Raw genomic sequence first — 17,841 nt, forward strand, 5'->3', positions numbered from 1 at the left:
GCTCCGGCACACTCGAACAGGCATCTGTCTCCGCCGAAGCGCTACGCAAGGAGGTAGCCATAAAAGTAGCGCTACAGGAGAGGGGCCCCGGAGCCAGATTATTTCGAGATAAGGAACAGTTTCGAGAGAATATCGCCATCCCAACCCGTTACGGGTACAAGATAGTGTCTGTCATATTGCCTGCGTAGGGTCTTCCCTATATGATTTTGCTCGGCTCTGAGAGACGCCGACACAAGGAAAATCAAATGGGAGCGCAGGACCTTATCGCGTTGATAAATTCGGGGTTACTCCAGTCCGACCGGATTGCGAAATTGGATACCCCCGCCGGGCCGGATGTGCTGCTGCCACATATCGTGGTGGGTACTGCTCGGCTGGGTGGCAATTTCGAGATTGCTGTCGATGTTGTTTCGCTGCAGGATTCAATCGAACTGAAGTCGCTCATTGCGCAGCCCGTCACACTTTGGACTCAGCAGGCCGACAAGACCTACCGGCCGAAGCACGGCTACGTGCATACGGCAAAACGCTTGGGCGCCGACGGGCGACTGGTCAGCCTGCAACTGATTTTCTCGTCTTGGCTTCATTTCCTGAAGTTCCGCAAGGACGCGCGCATATTCCAGGACCAGACCGTCGAAGCGATTCTCGAAACAGTGTTCCAAGGGCATCCTCAGGCAGTTGGAGCGTACCGAATCGAGGTGAGCAAACCGTCGCCTGCACGCTCGTTCTGCGTGCAGTACGAAGACGATTGGAACTTCGTGCACCGGCTGATGGAGTCAGAAGGCTGGTTCTATTACTTCGAGCATGCCGACGACGGTAAATCTCACACCCTCGTCGTCACAGACGACCTGTATTCACTCAAGCCGCTTGAGCCGGAACAGGTCCGGTTCTATCGGGCCGGCGTCACGCGCCAGCCCGACGCGTTCGTGCACTGGTCGGGCACGCGGACCTTACAGAGCACGTCGTACTCGACGAGTACGTTCGACTATAAGAACCCCGAAGCGCGCAAGGAGAAATCGTTTCCGACCGTCGCGAACCAGGGCGAGCTTCCGCAGCAGGCTGAGGTCTACGAATACACGGGGCCATACACGTACCTCGATGATGACCGCGGAGACCGGTTAACCAAGCTCAAGCTCGAGGAATGGGAGTCGCGCGCGAAGCGATTCCACGGCATAGCTAGCGCACCGAGTATCGACGTCGGCGGCTGGTTCAGTTTGCTAGACCACCCCGAGCACGACGGAGATAGCGCCGAGGACCGCAAGTTTGCGGTGGTCGAGGCCACTTGGTACATCCGCAACAATCTTCCAATTGGGGAAACTCGCCCCTATCCGCATAGTCTGGACGCACGTCTTGCCGAGGTTCGTGACGCTCACGAGGAGTCGGCACCCGCGTTCGCGGTTAAAGATGCTTCCGGCAGCGAGGGCTTCTTCCTCGTAGAGGTCGAGGCCCAGCGCCAGAAGGTGCCGTTTCGCAGCCCGTTCGAACACCGTAAGCCCGTCATGCATCTTCAGACGGCGACGGTCGTCGGCCCTGGCAACGAAGAGGTCTATACCGATGCGCTGAACCGAATCCTAGTGCGTATGCACTGGGACCGGCATGAGGGCGTCGGAGCGACATGCTGGGTGCGCGTTTCCTATTCCGATACTGGCGGCGGCTACGGCAGCGTGCACGTGCCGCGCGTTGGCGAAGAAGTGACTATCGAATGGCTTGGTGGTGATTGTGACCGCCCCATTGCAATAGGCCGCGTCTACAACGGCGCAACGCAGCCGCGCTGGCATTCGAACGGCATCCTGTCAGGCTTCAGCTCTAAGGAATACGGCGGCAACGGTTACAACCATCTCGTGATGGACGATGCGACCGGGCAGAACAGGCTGCAACTGTTCTCGTCGCAAGGCAGTTCCATGCTTCATCTGGGATACCTGATTGCCCAGGACGGCAATGTCCGCGGCAGCTATCTCGGCAGCGGCTTCGACCTTCGCACCGATGCGTACGGCGCGATTCGCGCCAATCGGGGGCTTTTCCTCACGACCCATCCTGGTTCGGGTGCGGCGCACCAGCAATTGGAGGTCCGACAAGCCCAGCAGCAACTCGCCAGCGCTCACAACTTGGTCGAGTCGCTTTCCGACGTCGGCAGCCAGCACCAGGCCGAAAGCCTGAAAGCGGGCCAAGACGCGCTCAAGGCTTTCACGGACGCCACGACGGACAACGTTCAGGGGCAAGACCAGGGGAGCGGCGGCCGCACGGCGGGAGGCGGCACGGGCGCAGCCAACGCGTTCAAAAAACCTATTCTTCTGGCCGCAAGCCCGGTGGGCATTGCACTGTCGACGCAGCGGTCGGTGCACTTGGGGGCGGACGAACACGTGAACGTGGTCAGCGGCCAGAGCACCCACATCGCGGCCGGAAAATCGCTGCTCGCGAGTGTCGCCGAACGCATCAGCCTGTTCGCCCAGAACGCCGGGATGAAGCTCTTCGCTGCGAAGGGCAAGGTGGAAATCCAGGCGCAGTCGGACAACATCGAAGTGACCGCGCAAAAAACGGTAAAGGTGCTATCGGCGACCGAGAAGGTCGAAGTGGCCGCGAACCAGGGCATCCTGCTGACCTCAGGTGGCGCGTATATCCGCATTCAGGGCGGCGATATCGAGATTCACGCTCCGGGCAAGATAGACATCAAGGGAGCGCAGCATGCTTTCGCCGGCCCCACGAGCGCACCCTACGATTTACCGGCCCTGCCCAAGGGCGACCTGCACAACAAGCTCGAACTGAATCTCACGGACGACAACCTCAAGGCTGTGCCTCAAGCTCCCTACAAAGTCGTGTTTGAGAACGGGACGACTCTGGCCGGCAAGCTTGATGGAAACGGCCACGCGGTCCTGCGCGACGTACCAGACGGCACCGCAAAGGTCTTCTTCGGGGAGGACGCCCGCCCATTCACGCCCCAGCCAGTCCCCGTGCCCACGGAGCTCGCGCAGCCTGATGTTCTCAAAGAACTGCATGCAGCCGGGCACGAGGGCATTACTGAGGAAAACCTCTACAGCCTGTTCAACAAATTTTCTGGACGGCCGGACGCGAAATGAACGAAAGCGACCAACAAGCGATAGAAGACGCGGTCAAAGAGATTGGATGGTCGATGGCAACCAACGCTGTCCCGCTGTTCTACGTCGCGCAAAACGTCTACGACACCACGGAGAGCGTCTGGACCGTATGGAACGCACGCGAAAGTGCGGACGAGATGACGAAAATCGAGGCCGGCATCGACTTGGTGTTTGCCGTCGTAGGCTGGGTCCCGGTCGTCGGCGCTGGGGTCAAGCGTACGTTTCGTCTCGTCAACCACAAGTCAGAAATTTACGGCCCGCTGCTGTTCGACATTCTGCGCCTGGTGCTCCAGCAAGCGCACATCCAGACCAGCCCGGATGCGTTGATTGACAAGCTGTTCGATGCCACCGGGGTCAAGAAGTATCTGACCGAGGCGCGCGAACACATCCAGAAGTCTTGGCTGTATCGCGAGATGCCGTCCGCAATGCAAGTCACGTTTATGCAGGCGCTGACCTTCGTCGAAACGAACCTGCCTTACTGGCTCGCCCAGTTCGTCCAGCGCAAGCTGCTCCACTGGCGCAAGAAGCAGCCGAATTCATCCGCAGTCAGCACCCTGGAGGAGCATCGGACCACCGAAAAACCTGGCGCGAGGGGTGAAGAGGCGAAGGCGGGTCATGACCGCCCGGTGCCAACGCCCTCCAGGGGAGTGGTGAACGCCAAGCTCGCGGTGACCGATATCACGACCGAAATCACTGGCATCCTGGGCGAACATATCGGGGACTACTACTGCTATGAAAAGCTCAAGTGGGGCAATGGCTGGCAGACTCACGACAAAGGCCTGAGCGGCAAGTGGAGCGAGCAGCCTGGCCTGCGGGTCATGGGCAAGCTCAATGACAAAGGCAAGCTCAACAAACTGTTCGAACTCAAGGCACGCGGTCATGGCATCGACGGCGTATGGCGTGCGGCACCATTCAGCAACCAGATGAAGGACTACGCCATCGTCGAAATGAAGGCATCGACGACGAAGCGCAAGCTGAAGGACCCGAATGCAAAGCATAGTATCTGGAGCAAACTCGGGACAATTAAGGATGAGGTGCGGCCCGCCGCAGACGACCTTCTCGAACCGCCCGATGACGAGGGTCCCACTGTTCCCGCTGGTGGTGGCTCAGGTAAGCCAGGGTCCGGCAAACCCACGTCTGGCGGAGGAGGTGGAAAACCTCCGAGCACCGGGGGAGGAAAGCCTGCCGCCAGTAGCGACGTCAAGGCCCAACGGAAGCCGCAAAACGAGGGTGCTGCTGCGCCAGGCGAAGCGGTTCCGACAACTGAGCCAGTGGCTCCGAAGGACCCGAAAGCCAGCATCGTCCAGATGAGCAACGCCTGGATTCTGAAGAATCTGCCGGAGGCCGTGTCGCGAGATATCGAGCTATCTATTCTGAATGCAGGCTACTCGCGACATTTGTTGTATGTGCCGTTCTACCTCCCCTCAGCTGCGCAACACGTCGAAGCACTTGCGACGGGGGACGAACATGGGCACGTCGACCACGACCTACCATTCACTCACCACTACAAGGACGGCGAGGTGGCTGAAGCGGTCAAGCGCAAAGCCGAGCGGCTAAAATCGCGTACCTGACACGAGATATTTGAAATGAGCGATTTTGATTCGAAGCGACGACAGCGTTTTCTGGGCGAGGACTACTTCAAGTGGCTGCTGGCTTCGTTTTCTGAAAACATCGCGAGTTGGGCCGACAGGCTGACTCCTATCGGTGACACGGAAAACGAGAGGAAGGCGCTGACCAGAGGCATTGTTGCCTCGGACAGCTATCGTCGCTTTCTGCTCATGTATACGGGCGGCGCGGACATCAGCCTGCTAAGAGACGAATTCGATTCGGTGGTCTCCGCATTCGAACAACTCACGATAGCCGAGCGCGTGCATCAAGCAGATGCCCGGCAGCCGCCGCTCGCGTTCAGTGAAATCGGCGATTATGAGACCGCGATGCAGCTGATTGGCTTTTGCTACCTGCTGCATCGGCGTGACTTGCTGCCGCGCATCGTCGCGATGTTCGACCCGGCCTACCGCGGGAAGGACACACTCTACGAAGACCTGCTCGCGTATGAACTCGAGGGGCGTGTTGACGTCGACAGCTGGTTTCACGATGTTCCGTATCGGCCGCTCGTCTTCAGCCTTTACCGCGAAGCGAAACAGGAGTGTGTCGACGACATCACGCAATATCTCGAAGCCTGGTACCCGGGCATGGCCGCGGCGGTGTGGCATGACGGCCACCTCGAAGCACAGAAGGGCGGCAAGGGGACGTACGTTGGCTATTGGGCCATCGAAGCCGCAGCGGTTGCCTATCTGCTGGAGCTGGACGACAGTCCCTTCCGGGACCATCTGCTGTATCCGAAGGACCTAGCTGAATTCGCGCGCAACTTCGACCCCGCGAAGGGGAATCCGCCGGCACTTCCGAACAACGGACCGAAGACAGTGCGCACCGGTCAGGTATGCCCGGAGACCGGTATCTGGAAAGCACAGGGCCACCATGTGCCTGGCGTGATGGTGCAACAGGGCGAGCGCATGCCAGACGTGTTCGCTCCTGACCGTTCCGGCGCGTACCGGTCGCAACCGGCGCTATGGGAGTTTGAACGCAAGGCCTGACGTAAAGGCACGTTCTCCAAGCCGCACGCTCAAACTCCGACGCGCACGGTCTTGCCGAATTCGATGCCTTACTTTGCGATGAGGAAACGGTCCCGGTTCTTTGCGTCTCGAATCCATAGCGGGGCGCGACCGCGGCCAGACCACGTCTCGCCAGTCTTCGGATTCTGGTACTTCGGCTCAGCAGCCGCTGCTGGGCTCTCCGCCTTCTTCGCACGCTTGCGACCAAAAATCTGGTCTTCGGTGATGCCGTACTCGGCGACAAGTTCGCGAACCTGCGCAACAACTGCTTCAAGCTCGGCGAGGCGTGCTGCTTCGGTACGCTCATGGAGCGCGTCGAGCTGCGCCTTCAGTGCTTTATAGTTTTCCGCCATTCTGTAACTCTCCCGTTTTGAAAAAATTTGCATATCTGAGCAATCTGGTTGTTGCTCGAGCGAAGTATAACTGCCATCTTTAGTCGAAAAGTGCGAAGTCGCGGTTTCGGCATTACTCCGCCCCCTTACCAAGCAACGTTCCATTCGCAAGTCCCTTCTCGAGGGCAGTCAATCGTTTTTTGACACCAATTTTTGCATCGATGCCCAATGCGGCACGATAAGCCTCAATCGCCGCAACCGACATGTTCATTCTTTCCAGCAACTCCCCCTTAAGACGATAGCCGCCTGCCAGCCATCTTGCATCCTCGCCAGGCTTGAATGCCGAAATAGTTGCGTCGACGACATCGAAGGCGCGTTTCAGTGTCGTAGCGGACCCGTCGGTCTGGACTAGCTCTCCTGCAGCACGGATGCGGGTCCACGGGTCGCCCTTTGAGAGCCGCGCCGTCATAAACTTCTTTGCATCCAGAAACGCCCCTGTCGGAGAGTATGCGAACTTCCCCAAGTGATTGATTCTTGCGACGACGCGCTTGAGCTCACCATCCTCTGTCTCGAATGTGTACTCCGAACTCCAACCTGCAACAGGCGCACACGAGGCGAGCACCCGACGCTGTGCGACGTCGTGTACCTCGAACAGGTTGCTGTCTTCGTTGCCAGAATTGCAGGTTTGACTTGCTACATACCTGCCACAAGACGAGATACCGAACCCGAAAAGATTCGCCCTATAAGCGCGTTCGTAGAGCTGCGCACCTGTGACATCAAAAACAATCAACTTGGAGGACAGTTCGGAAGCCTGCCCAGCGTCATGTACCCCAAAAACGCCGGTGTCAGCAACGTCGACTGCGAACGGACGCTCCAGTGTGTTGAGCACAGCAACAATCTTGCCGGTGGTGTTATCTCGAAGCCGGACACTTCTTTGTCTCTGTTGCGAAGGGTCCGGGCCCGGGTCCCAGTAGCCGACAGACCAATGCTTGTTGGGCGAGTGTTCCGCTAAACCAAAATCCACAAGGTCGTCAAATTTTGACGGTAGCCGAATGGGCTCGCGAGCGGACGCAACAGGCGGCTCGCCTGTCGCGTTGGAAATCGACGCACTGGCCTCTGGTCGAAACGTCGGCTCGGGTGCCGTCCGGGATTTCAGCCCCAAAATTCCAAGGAAATTCTTTAACAGTGCCATGCTGCATTTTCCTGTTTGGGTTGGTCTCGAAGGGCACGCGCATTACGCTCTGGCTCACACCGAATGTAGTGAAGAGCTCTGACCTCTTATTCGCGCCCCTGCGCCGCTCGGGCGGAGCTGCATCAGATTCGCCCTACTCCCCAGTGACGGGGTCGGTCGACTCCTCCAGCTCAAACACCATGCCGACTAGCGAAGCCGTCGTGGTCAAGACCATTGCGGCGTCCCGGCGACTAAAGACCTCGGGCTGGCCCTCGCCACCTACGTGATGACTGAGATGGGTGTAGTTGCGGAGCGCGTTGTAAATCGCAGCCGCACGTTGCGGTTTTGAGAACTCGCTACTCCTCCCTCCCCAGACAGATTTGCTCAATTCCTGAAGGACTGGCGATGCTTCCTTTAGGCTGTCCAGAGCGAGCCGGCAGGAGCCGACAGCGTGATGATATTCTCCAGCGACCAGTGCATCACGCGCCTTTTTCAGGCACGTCACTACATGAACCATCCGCGTGGGAGCGTTCAGGGGAATGTCTACCCCAACTACAATTGAATCGGCTGCCCCCAAGGATTCCAAGACTTTCACCCAATGGCTGAGATTCATCTCGACGCGGACACTATGCTCTGTCGGGTGGGTGTCATTAGGAGCATGGGCCAGGCCTATGACCTCGACTTCGAACACCACGCCACCACCGCCCCGTAGCTCTTCCAGTGCCAGCAATTGCGCATCGCCGAACGTCACGCGGAGCAGCGACGACTGCGTTGAGGAATTCATCAGCCTGCGGATAACCAGTGGTTTCTCGAACTCTCCGGTTCCCAGAAGGAGGCGCCCTCTATTGGATGCATGAACCAACACGTTTGCACGCAGGCAATCGATGAACATACCCGGCGGGTCGCCGGGATACTGGTTGGTGATTGAGAAGTTAACACTGAATCTCAATGCATGTATGCCGAGGCCACGTTCCCCGGCAACATGTTGAATCTGGACATCCGCCATGTGGTATTGATGAACCGCCAAGCTCATGACTTCCCTTTATAAATATACGCCTTCAGCGCCGATGCCATGCCGCGCACGCAACAGCTCATTTCCGTAAACGGACAGAACCGTCCTCGATGGCCACTACCGTCTTAACTCGTCCATGGGTCAATGCTCGTGAAATCCGCGCTCCAGCCTCGGAAGTTGTCCGGGCCACGCCCAGCAACCGGCAAACCGCTTTTGCCAGTCCATCGTGCGATGTGCCACCTTGCTGCGACAGGATGTACGCGGCCGCATTGCCCAATTCTTCGAGGCTAATCTCGTCAATGCCGCGTCGCGTTTCCGGGTCGCTTCCCGGCACTCGAATACCTTCCCAAGTACTCGGATTGGCATGCTCCGGCCAGTAGAAGGCGACACCGTCGTCCGTTGTTCGAGTTATCTGCCGGGGCACCAATGCGCTCAGATGAGCCTCGATGCGGCTTCCGACGCGAGACAGCCCCCAAGCGCGCGTCACGCGCCTGAACACTATCGCCTGCGATACCGGACCTTCTGTTTCGATTACCTTGAGTAGCTGGCTTGTCAAAGTCGAAATCGAGCCGCGCTCATAGAAGAGGTCCGGATTGCCTTTATCAAGACTGGCTAGTTCGTATTCGAGCGACTGAGTAGCAGGCGCAATCGACCCTACGACCGATTCGGCCCCGGCATACAAGGCGTGCGACTCTTCCTCGGGTGCAGTTTCTTCTGGCAGCTCAACAACCGGCTCATCCTCCGTCGGCACCGTCTCCACCAATTCCTCCAGTCGGGCAACAAGTTTTCGCATTGGCTCTTCTGGATTCAGCCACCAGTCGGTAGACCAGATTCGGTACAGCTCCCAACCAAGGCCTTCAAGGACTTGCTGTCGAAGCCGGTCACGGTCGCGGGCAGTTGCGCCCGAGTGATACATGGCGCCGTCGCATTCGACACCCAGCAGATAGCGGCCCGGCGCACGCGGGTCGACCACGCCAATATCAATCCGGTATCCGGACACGCCTACCTGCGGATGGACTGTCCACCCTTTCTCACGAAGAGCGGATATCACCTGACGCTCGAACGGGCTATCGGGCTCCCGTCCGGTCGGCACACTTTGCTCAACCAAGGCACGAGGGCCGCGAATGGCGAACTCCATGTAGTTCTTCAGGTCTCGTACGCCGGCAGCCCGGACACGCGACAGGTCAATCTGCTCCGGAAGCAGCGTACTAAAAATCACGACACCGACGCGGGCACGCGATACGGCCACGTTGAGACGCCGATGGCCACCCTCCAAGTTCAACGGCCCAAGGTTGAGACTTACCTTGCCCGATGCATCCGGACCATAGGTGATGGAAAAGAAGATGATGTCCCGCTCGTCACCTTGAACGTTCTCGAGGTTCTTGATGAACAGCGGCTCCTGCACAGCCTGTGAAATTGCCTGGTCTAGCTGCTGAGACGCGCGGCGGCGTTCATCCAGCATGCGCTCAATCAGGCTTTGCTGCGCCTGATTGAATGTCACTACGCCGAGCGTCAGATGCCGCTTCGCCGAATCCAGATAGTGCCGCTCAATCGCCTTGACGATGGCATCGGCTTCCGCCCGATTGGTTCGCGAGCCACCGCGGTCGTAGACACCCGGTACGCGTTCAAAACGCACGCTCTGGTCGTTTGTCACCGGCGACGGGAACGTGACAAGTTCGTTGTCGTAGTACGTCACATTGCTGAAGGTAATCAGCCCCTCATGCTTGCTTCGGTAGTGCCAATTCAGCCGCAGCTCAGGCAGGCCGATACTGAGGCACTCGTCCAAAATGCTCTCCAGGTCCTGCACATCATCGCTATCCGCAGCGTCTTCCGAGTCATCTGACCGAGAGAAGAAACTGGTCGGCGGCAGTTGCTTTGGGTCGCCGACGCAGACAAGCTGCTTGCCGCGAGCGATGGCGCCGACGGCATCCCACACCGGAATTTGGGACGCCTCATCGAAGATGACCACGTCGAACTGGGCGTGCGACGCGTCCAGATACTGGGCGACCGACAAAGGCGACATCAGCAAGCATGGCTTCAAACGGGTCATCAGGCTCGGCAGGCTTTGTACCAGCAGGCGAATCGGCATGTGCTTTCGCTGCTTTTGCAGTTCGCGGCGTAGTTTTCCAAGTTCGGAATCGGCACCAGGCACAACCTCGACGCTCGCGGGAATCTGGCCCGCCAGTTTGGCCGCAATGTATTGCAGGGTCAGCCTCTGAAAACGCTCATCTGCCTCCTTGAACTCAGCAATCTTGCGGTCATGCTCGGCACTCGAGAAATTGCAGAGCACCGGCTCCCGGTCAATCGCTTTGCGCAGCCACCAGCTCTGGTAGCTGTACTCGAAGAACGTCGCCACGCTGGACAAAGGCGCTTGGCCAGCCTCCAGTGCGTCCACAATGCCTTGCAACCCGCTGCTGATTGCATGGGCGCGGGATTTCCTCCATAGGCACCACGGCTGCAGCTGCCTCGAAGCAGATTGCCATCCTTGAAGCAGGCTCAATAGTCGAGGAACCACGCCGGCGGCAGCTGGGTCAAGTCCGAGGTCTGCCTGACAATGGCCAAGCTCAATGACCGCGCGGAGTTGAACCATCACGTCTCGGCAGCAATCGCGATACGACAACAAACCGGAGCCGAGAGGCGTGTCTGCCTTCAGCATGCCCCGGTTGTCGGAAACAAATGGCTGCAGCTTTGCGCGGAGCGTCTGGGCCAATTCGATGTCATTGCCCGCGATTGCCGTTACGGCGTCCGCGAATGACGTCGCCCATCGCTCGGCCGCCTCAACGGCGTTCCAGTCCGTCTTCGACGCAGCGAATGCTTCATGCAGCAGTTGCGACGCGTCATGAGACATGGACTCGATGACCTTGTCCTCGGCATTGACGGCGGTCAATGCGGCGATGACGGCCGGAACATCCCCGGTTTGCGGCCGACGCTGGTCCTGTCGGTACAAGCGCAGTCGTCCGGTAACCGCGCGCTGCGCAAACAGGCTCTTCGGCCACCAGGTATTGGTCGCGGCGGCCCACTGCAGTTTGAGCTCGGACGCATTCAGAGTGGCAACGTCGTCGACGTAGTGTTTGCTCAACGGCTCCCACGCCTGATTGCGCGCCACACCATGCTGACGAAGGGCGGCGAGCCGGTTGCGCACGGACTCGTCATGCGCCGCCCTGGCCACCTCGACCGGAACTGTGGGCGCGGCGGAAAGCACGTCGGCCAGTACATCGAATTTGCCAAGCCCGTTCAGGGAGAAAGCAACCTTGGGAAGGCCCAGCTGATTCAGCAGGTTCGATGTGGCCTCATCCAGTTTCTTGATGTAGGCTTCAAACGCCGAAACCGCATCGAGAAACTCTTGTTGCCAGGACGGCATCCATTCGGTCTTGTTGACGACTGCCAACGGATGATTCTGCAAGCCAGTCAACTGGCCGGCCAGAGCGCCCATCTGGCGACAGGTCTCGCGCAGAGCTTCTAGCTGGGCGCGGTCATGCGCATCCGCATCGGTCCATGGCATCGCGCCAGGCCGCATTTCCGCGTGCTGCAGACTGGTTCCGATAGCCTCGTACACGGTCAGGTCGTTCGGATGAGTGCGATGGAGCGCACGCGCTACGCCATTGAGGTCTGTGCGGAGCCTCAGGAGTCTTTCGGACTCTCGCTCCCAGTCCTTCACAGCGCGAGCGCCGGCGGCATCAAGCGCGATGCCCAGCTGTTTCAGGACGTCCGCTTTCTTTGCCTTGGACGAATGCAACTCGAGACAAAATGGTCCCAAGCCCAGACTGCTGAGCCGGCGATGCACCACCTCCAGCGCCGCCATCTTCTCCGAAACGAACAACACCGTCTTCCCGGTGGCCAACAGATGGGCAATCAGGTTCGAGATAGTCTGGCTCTTACCCGTCCCTGGCGGGCCTTCGATGACAAGATTCTTGCCTTCGGCAGCGACGCAAACGGCACGCAACTGCGACGAGTCCGACAGCAATGGCGTAAATAGGTCTTGAGGCCGGAACTTCTCATCCAGAGTACTGGGCTCGAAGCCAGTCGCGCTGTCGGCAAATGCCTTGCCGGGATTGTTAATCAAATGAGCGACAACGCTGTTTTCCTGGAGCTGTTTTTGGCGGTCTTGGAGGTCCTTCCACATCAGGTACTTCGTAAAGGAAAAGATACCCAGATTGACCTGCTCCTTGACCTCCCACCCCTTCAGTTCGCCCACATGTAGCCGGAAGGACTGCAGAATCCGGTTGACATCGATGCCACGGTCATCGGTCGGCAAAACGTCGAACGACGGTAGCTTCAGGCTGAAATCTTGCTGCAACTTTTGCAGCAGCGTCGGATTCACGAGCGCGTCGTCATCGTGACGCGTCAAGCGGAAGCCACTTCTCACAGACTGGCGGGACAGCGTTACCGGGATGAGCAAAATCGGAGCAAGGTGGCTGGATTCGGCGTCTTTGCTTTCTTGCCATTCGAGCATCCCGAAAGCCAGAAACAGGGTATTGGCCCCGCCTTCCTCCATGCCCGTGCTGGCCGCGCGGAATATTTCCAGCAGCCTGCCGTCCAGCGCCTCTTCTTCGATGTCTGTAACGATTTCGTTTCGGCTAAGGGCGTCAGTCGCCAAGTCATCCAATGCAGCCGTACCATTGCGGCCGGCGTACACATTGGCATCGCGACCATCCGAACCGGACATCAACTTCGGTCTCGCACGAACGCGGAATTCGTTTCCCTCTGCCAGTCGGTCTTCCAGTGCACCCGGGTCCGGGCAGATGACCCGTAGTGTGGATTTGGTGGGTTTAAAATTCAGGAGCTTGTTTCGGAGCGTCAGGTCGAGCAGCTTGCTCTTCCATTTCGCTAGGCGACCCTCTGGTGTGTCGGGTGTCGCGTCGTCGCGCAATGGTACGACGACCGGGTCGAGCGGTGGCAGTTGCGGTACGTCTTCAATGACGGGCGTCTCGGCTTTCGCAATCGGGACAGCAGGCTCTTCGACCGGCGACGAACGGGACGGCAGTGGACGAATCCGGACTTCTCGTGCGCGACGAATGTCCACTGCATACGCGAACTGGTCTTCGTCGTTTAAGTGTTCTTCGCCACGAGTGCAGGCCCACCTGAGGGATGGCTTCTGGCCGCTCGCCACTCCGGTGGTCTCGAAGACCATGAACTCGCCAGATTTCACCCGCTTGCGAATCGCCTGAACATCGTCCACCAAGGCGGTGGGGAAGCTACTCTCTATCAGCCAAACGCCCACCCACGCGTGGCCTTCTTTGAACAACACGGCAGGGTGCAGCCCAGCCTGTTCCAAGCAGGACGCGACCAGCATGGCAAGGTCCAGACATGTCGCCAGCTTGCCATCGAGAATACGCTCTGGGGTTCGGATTTTCTGGCCGTCGTTTCCGAACGACGCCGGTGGATTGGAGTATTGGATATCCTCGGCAACTATCGTGCTGTAGATAGCTGACACCTGCTTCCAGACCTTCTCGCGATTTTTGGACTGGTAGCCGTCCATGGACAGGTCGGCCGACGTCTGCCGCAGAAGCCCGGATGCCCGCGCGAGAAGTTTGTCCACGACCCGCGAGTTCGGCATGCAAAACGCAGCCAGCAGTTCGGGCAGCGACCGCGCGCCGGCCCACTGGTCGTAGGCCAGTACGTCAATATTGTGTGTTTCCGTTACGAGGTCCGTTTCCTGAACACGCAGTGATGCCGTGATGACCGCCCGCTCAGATTCGTCTAGCTGACTGAAATACTGGTGGTCGGGACGCAGGTCGACAGGTGCTAGACGGCGGCTTTCGCCTGGCGCCAATGCTTCGAAGCGGAAACGTGCGCTCTCGGCAAAGGCCGGTACACATTTGACAAGCAGTTCGACATCAGAGAGTACCGCTTCCCCGTCGTTCGTGACCATAATTTCACGGATGACCGGAACGTTGTTTTGAATCGCCGCGTAACCTATCGTAAGGTCCGCGAATACCTGAACGCTCGGTAGCTTTACGTCCGTATCGGTCGTTGAGTCTTCGGTTTCATCTGCCTGCAAGTGCGTCATCACCCCGTTCCCCACTATTCTCATCGACCTCAACTGAATCGCCGTCGTGGTCGATAACGTTATTCGAGTCGAGCCGTCATATCGATTGCTCTGTTGCCTGTTCTTCTATGCAGGGAGTGCGGCGGCGAGTTACCGATGCGAATCGCATGAAAGTCGCGCTGTTGGGTTCCCGGAGCATCTGAAATATACGCCTTTTTCCGGTCATTTTAGGGGATTGGCCGAAGGTCGACCAAGTAGCCGTATTCGGGCTTTCGCGACATATAAAGCGCCGGTTGTCGGCCATGCGCGCCGGTCGCCACGGGGCGGCTGAGACTCTTAGCCGAGGAGAAACCCGGAACGCGAGCAAACTACGACAACCTGTACGCATACACAGTATCATTTGTTCGACGCGCTGTTTTCGGCTAAGCAGTTCTTGGAAGTCCCGAGCCATGGGCGCCCGAATTTGCAAATCGGTTGGTCACCCGATGCCGGCGATGGCGAATGTGCCGGCCGGGAAACCGGCTGCAGCGAAATGGTTCAGTTCGCCTTGAACGTCGGAGGATGAGGTGTTGCGTGTTCTAAGTGTGATGTTGCTTGCGGCGGCTTCCGTTGCCCACGCGGGCGAACACTATCGCGAAGTATGGAATCCACCGGAGGCAAGGCATGCGCTGCACGGCAGTCATGCCGCCCACCACAAGCCAGCAGCGCGTCGACTGTCGGCAAAGCGGTCAACGAAGATGAAGCCATCCCGCGTGGCTGCCTACCTCCCGACGCCGACCAAGCGAGAGCATACTGGCCGCGCTGTACGCGTGAACGCCGGGCCGCGCGTGCAGAACCTACCGCCTCCGTTGACGCATAAAGGCAATGTGCTGCGCGTCGACTCGAACGGTGCCGGGGCGGAGGTCGTTCGCTGATGGAAGCAAAAGTCTACAAGGGCTATTTGCTTTGGGGACATGTTATCCGGCAAGGCCACGAATACGCCGCCAGCGACACTGTCACGCGAAACAACAAGCTCGTTGAAACATCGGGGGTGCTTGGTAGCTTTGAAAGCGAAGACGAGGCGCAACTGGCTGGCCTCGACTGGTGCCGCGCCTGGGTAGACAACCACAGCAACCACAGTTGATGCGATAGACATCCGGAACCCTGCAGGAAAAACAACTCCCCAAAAGCAAAGAGCCCAAAGCGAGATGGCAAGTTTTTTTGGAGAGCGTACTGCTGAGTACGCCCTTGTCCCACTACTACAGCGCGCGCTCGTCCGAGAGTTCGGATGGGCTATCCCAATGTCATACTGGAAAACAAGGGAGGGAAACCGCACGTCCGCCGAGATGCACAATGGGCTCTCGGTCAGAATTCTAGCCATGTTCGCGAGACGTCCGAAGGTGACGCCGTCTGACACTATTCTAGCGGGCAAGGTGAATTCGGAATTATTTCGCTTCGCGAGTTTTGCACGTCAGTTGGGAATTCCGACTATTGCAGGATTTCCAGCAGTGAAATCTGTTATGGAGTTGCACTCGGACCCACGAGTCTTTTGGCTCCATATCGAAGGCTTACGAGCGAGCGAATTCTTCGTTGACCTCTCATCAAACCCAGAACAAGCTTTGATAGACACCGATGGCAATCCCGTGCCGACGATGTCCGTCGACGACATCGCAGAATACGTTTCCGTACGCGCCCGGACCTTCGCCTGGGACGATGCGATGCAATGCATACACCGACTGCGGACAGAGGACGACGGTCGCTACGTATCGCCGTGGTCCGTTGGCTACAAGCCTGTATATTTGTTGATTCCCCCGGGCAATTCGGGATTTCCCGCCCGATGAGCGGGAAGTCGTCGAATCCCTCCTCGTCAACAGTAGACGCAATACGTTTGACCCGAGAACGTAAGGCCCCGCAATGCTCGACCTGCACCCAAGCGAGCTGTCGCCGGTTAAGCTTGTTTTGCAGTGCTGCCGTCTCCTTGTCGCTCAGGAAACGGACCTTGTTTTGGCTGTACAAGTCGGAACTCGGATGGAGCAGCCGGTCCTTTAGCGGTTGGGGCGGCCACGTCGAAAAGTCACTTTCGTAGATTGCAGTCAAGAGGTCGCCTAGGTGACTAACACTCGGGTCGGCCGCAGCATACAAAGCCTTATCGGAAACCTTCTGGATGCGTGACGTTGCAGCGCGTGCGATGGCTAGCGGACCTTCCGTCTGCCATGTCGAGCGATGCTGACAGGCGCGAAGGTCGCCAACCACATGCGTCCTGCGGCGGTCATAGAGACCGCCGCGAATGATGTCCTTCCGGCCACACCTTATTCGACGAGGCTCACGCGGTAGGGCAAGCGCGCCTTGTAGGTTTCTCAATTTTGTTGAGAAGTCTTGAGAACTACGACTACAGCCGCCCGCGCAGGAAGTCATTACAGTCTTCAACGTAAGCGCAATCCATTGGTTGAGGGTCGTCCGCTACGTGAGGGCGGCTACCGTTTGCAATGCGCCGACGGAAAAAAGTCTGAGGGGGTTCGGGTACCCGCTCAGTCTGACGTAACTAGGTCCGTCGCTGTCATGCACGGGTAGCATCGGGAGCGTCGGTCGCGGCGGCAGTTCCTCCCCACCGTCATTTAGCGCGGCAGCAAGACAGCGTGCAACAAGGTGCCGCACCCTCGCCGACCATCGCAGGCAGTCCGCCGCGACGACTTCGTCACCGCCCGGATTGAGGAACTGTTCCTCGAAACGCACCATCACGTATTCGGCCAATCTCTGCCGTCGCAATGACTCGGCGCACCGAGCCGTGCCCACCGGCCCACAACTCAACCGTGACTTTTGAGCCCGTACCCGCCAAAGGCCTTGTCCAGCTTTGTTTTCAGCTCCGCAAGCACGCTCGGCTCGGCGATGCCGAACATAGGGTCGGTGCGCACAAGCTGTTCACGGCACCATGCGGGCCAATGCAAATAATCGTCGTCGAGTGCGAGCCACGCCGAGGGTTTGCGCCGCAGCACGTCGCCCCATATCTGCATGCCTCTCGGTGCCTGCGCAAACTCGGCTGGGTCCATCCTCGAGTGGTACGTGGCACCAATCACTCTTGCCTGCAAGCCCGGCGTCAATCTATAAGACACGCGGCGGATGCTTCCGCGGTAGCGACGCACCCACGATGTCGAAAGGACAATGCGAACATCACTGTACGATGCAAGCAGTTCTTCAAGAAGTTCGCAATGCTCAAAAAGTTGGTGACCCGGAGAGTTCTGCAAAGTTGGACCGCGCCTGTGAAGCAAAAATACGTTCTCCGGATGTAGCACCCCATCGTAATCGAGAAAGAGCAGGCGCCCGCCGGTGTGTCGCGGGCGCGGTATCTCGTAAGTCGGCCCGGAAAATTCTTTTAGCATTGCCTATCGTCGTCTGTCTGAAGCACCACTGGCCAAGCCTCCAACAGGCGACGAGCTGTGGTGACCACGTCGTCGCCAATCACATACGCGGTTGGCGGAAGCTGCGCAACCGATTGAGCCGTTCGTGCGCTGGCGTAAGCGAAACTTCCTTTGCATAGAACGTCAATTCGAAAGGTGGCCACTAGTCGCGCGCCCGCGGCCGCGCGGCAGGAAGTCTCGTGAACGAAAATCGTGAAGCGCTCCGACACCGGGTATGGGCCACGCGGTGTCGGATGGGCGAGCG

9 protein-coding genes are annotated in these 17,841 nt (G+C 58.6%); 4 read left to right on the forward strand and 5 right to left on the reverse strand.

Going from position 1 to position 17,841, the window contains the following annotated elements:
- The first annotated feature begins 245 nt into the window (after positions 1–245).
- Genes BTE28158_RS15060 through BTE28158_RS15070 form a run of 3 tightly spaced genes read left to right on the forward strand, consistent with a single transcriptional unit; the run spans position 246 to position 5,680 of the window.
- Entirely contained in the window at positions 246–3,068 is a 2,823-nt protein-coding gene (locus BTE28158_RS15060; RefSeq protein WP_151047021.1) for a type VI secretion system Vgr family protein, read from the forward strand.
- Positions 3,065–4,657, forward strand: a complete 1,593-nt coding sequence (locus tag BTE28158_RS15065; protein WP_089460604.1) for a hypothetical protein — start codon at positions 3,065–3,067, stop codon at positions 4,655–4,657. The genes BTE28158_RS15060 and BTE28158_RS15065 overlap by 4 nt, the downstream gene beginning before the upstream one ends.
- A 15-nt stretch (positions 4,658–4,672) precedes the next feature.
- Entirely contained in the window at positions 4,673–5,680 is a 1,008-nt protein-coding gene (locus BTE28158_RS15070) for a PoNe immunity protein domain-containing protein (protein ID WP_151047023.1), read from the forward strand.
- A 68-nt stretch (positions 5,681–5,748) separates the two neighbouring features.
- Here the strand turns inward: BTE28158_RS15070 and BTE28158_RS15075 are convergent, their stop codons facing one another.
- The 4 genes from BTE28158_RS15075 to proA all read right to left on the reverse strand — a co-directional run bounded on the left by BTE28158_RS15075 (position 5,749) and on the right by proA (position 14,223).
- A complete protein-coding gene (locus BTE28158_RS15075; RefSeq protein WP_151047025.1) occupies positions 5,749–6,051 on the reverse strand; it encodes an H-NS histone family protein in 303 nt (100 codons plus the stop codon).
- A 112-nt stretch (positions 6,052–6,163) separates the two neighbouring features.
- Entirely contained in the window at positions 6,164–7,222 is a 1,059-nt protein-coding gene (locus BTE28158_RS15080) for a hypothetical protein (protein WP_143330794.1), read from the reverse strand.
- A gap of 133 nt (positions 7,223–7,355) precedes the next feature.
- Positions 7,356–8,234, reverse strand: a complete 879-nt coding sequence (locus tag BTE28158_RS15085) for a hypothetical protein (RefSeq protein WP_151047027.1) — start codon at positions 8,232–8,234, stop codon at positions 7,356–7,358.
- A gap of 58 nt (positions 8,235–8,292) precedes the next feature.
- Positions 8,293–14,223 carry an anti-phage protein ProA gene (proA, locus tag BTE28158_RS15090; protein WP_151047029.1) on the reverse strand — a complete coding sequence of 1,977 codons (5,931 nt, stop codon included), beginning with the start codon at positions 14,221–14,223 and terminating at the stop codon, positions 8,293–8,295.
- 892 nt (positions 14,224–15,115) lie between these two features.
- Between proA and BTE28158_RS15095 the strand changes: the two genes are divergently transcribed.
- Entirely contained in the window at positions 15,116–15,325 is a 210-nt protein-coding gene (locus tag BTE28158_RS15095; RefSeq protein WP_089460599.1) for a hypothetical protein, read from the forward strand.
- A 1,660-nt stretch (positions 15,326–16,985) separates the two neighbouring features.
- Here BTE28158_RS15095 and BTE28158_RS15100 read toward each other — a convergent pair.
- A complete protein-coding gene (locus tag BTE28158_RS15100) occupies positions 16,986–17,558 on the reverse strand; it encodes an HAD domain-containing protein (RefSeq protein ID WP_089460598.1) in 573 nt (190 codons plus the stop codon).
- Positions 17,559–17,841: the final 283 nt, after the last annotated feature.

This window comes from Burkholderia diffusa (assembly GCF_902499115.1).
In the GTDB taxonomy this organism is placed as follows: domain Bacteria; phylum Pseudomonadota; class Gammaproteobacteria; order Burkholderiales; family Burkholderiaceae; genus Burkholderia; species Burkholderia diffusa.

Bases quoted from the DNA above. Each gene is read 5' to 3' on its own strand.
- BTE28158_RS15060 (WP_151047021.1), top strand. From the start codon at position 246: ATGGGAGCGCAGGACCTTATCGCGTTGATAAATTCGGGGTTACTCCAG.
- BTE28158_RS15065 (WP_089460604.1), top strand. From the start codon at position 3,065: ATGAACGAAAGCGACCAACAAGCGATAGAAGACGCGGTCAAAGAGATT.
- BTE28158_RS15070 (WP_151047023.1), top strand. From the start codon at position 4,673: ATGAGCGATTTTGATTCGAAGCGACGACAGCGTTTTCTGGGCGAGGAC.
- BTE28158_RS15095 (WP_089460599.1), top strand. From the start codon at position 15,116: ATGGAAGCAAAAGTCTACAAGGGCTATTTGCTTTGGGGACATGTTATC.
- BTE28158_RS15075 (WP_151047025.1), bottom strand. From the start codon at position 6,051: ATGGCGGAAAACTATAAAGCACTGAAGGCGCAGCTCGACGCGCTCCAT.
- BTE28158_RS15080 (WP_143330794.1), bottom strand. From the start codon at position 7,222: ATGGCACTGTTAAAGAATTTCCTTGGAATTTTGGGGCTGAAATCCCGG.
- BTE28158_RS15100 (WP_089460598.1), bottom strand. From the start codon at position 17,558: ATGCTAAAAGAATTTTCCGGGCCGACTTACGAGATACCGCGCCCGCGA.
- BTE28158_RS15085 (WP_151047027.1), bottom strand. From the start codon at position 8,234: ATGAGCTTGGCGGTTCATCAATACCACATGGCGGATGTCCAGATTCAA.
- proA (WP_151047029.1), bottom strand. From the start codon at position 14,223: ATGACGCACTTGCAGGCAGATGAAACCGAAGACTCAACGACCGATACG.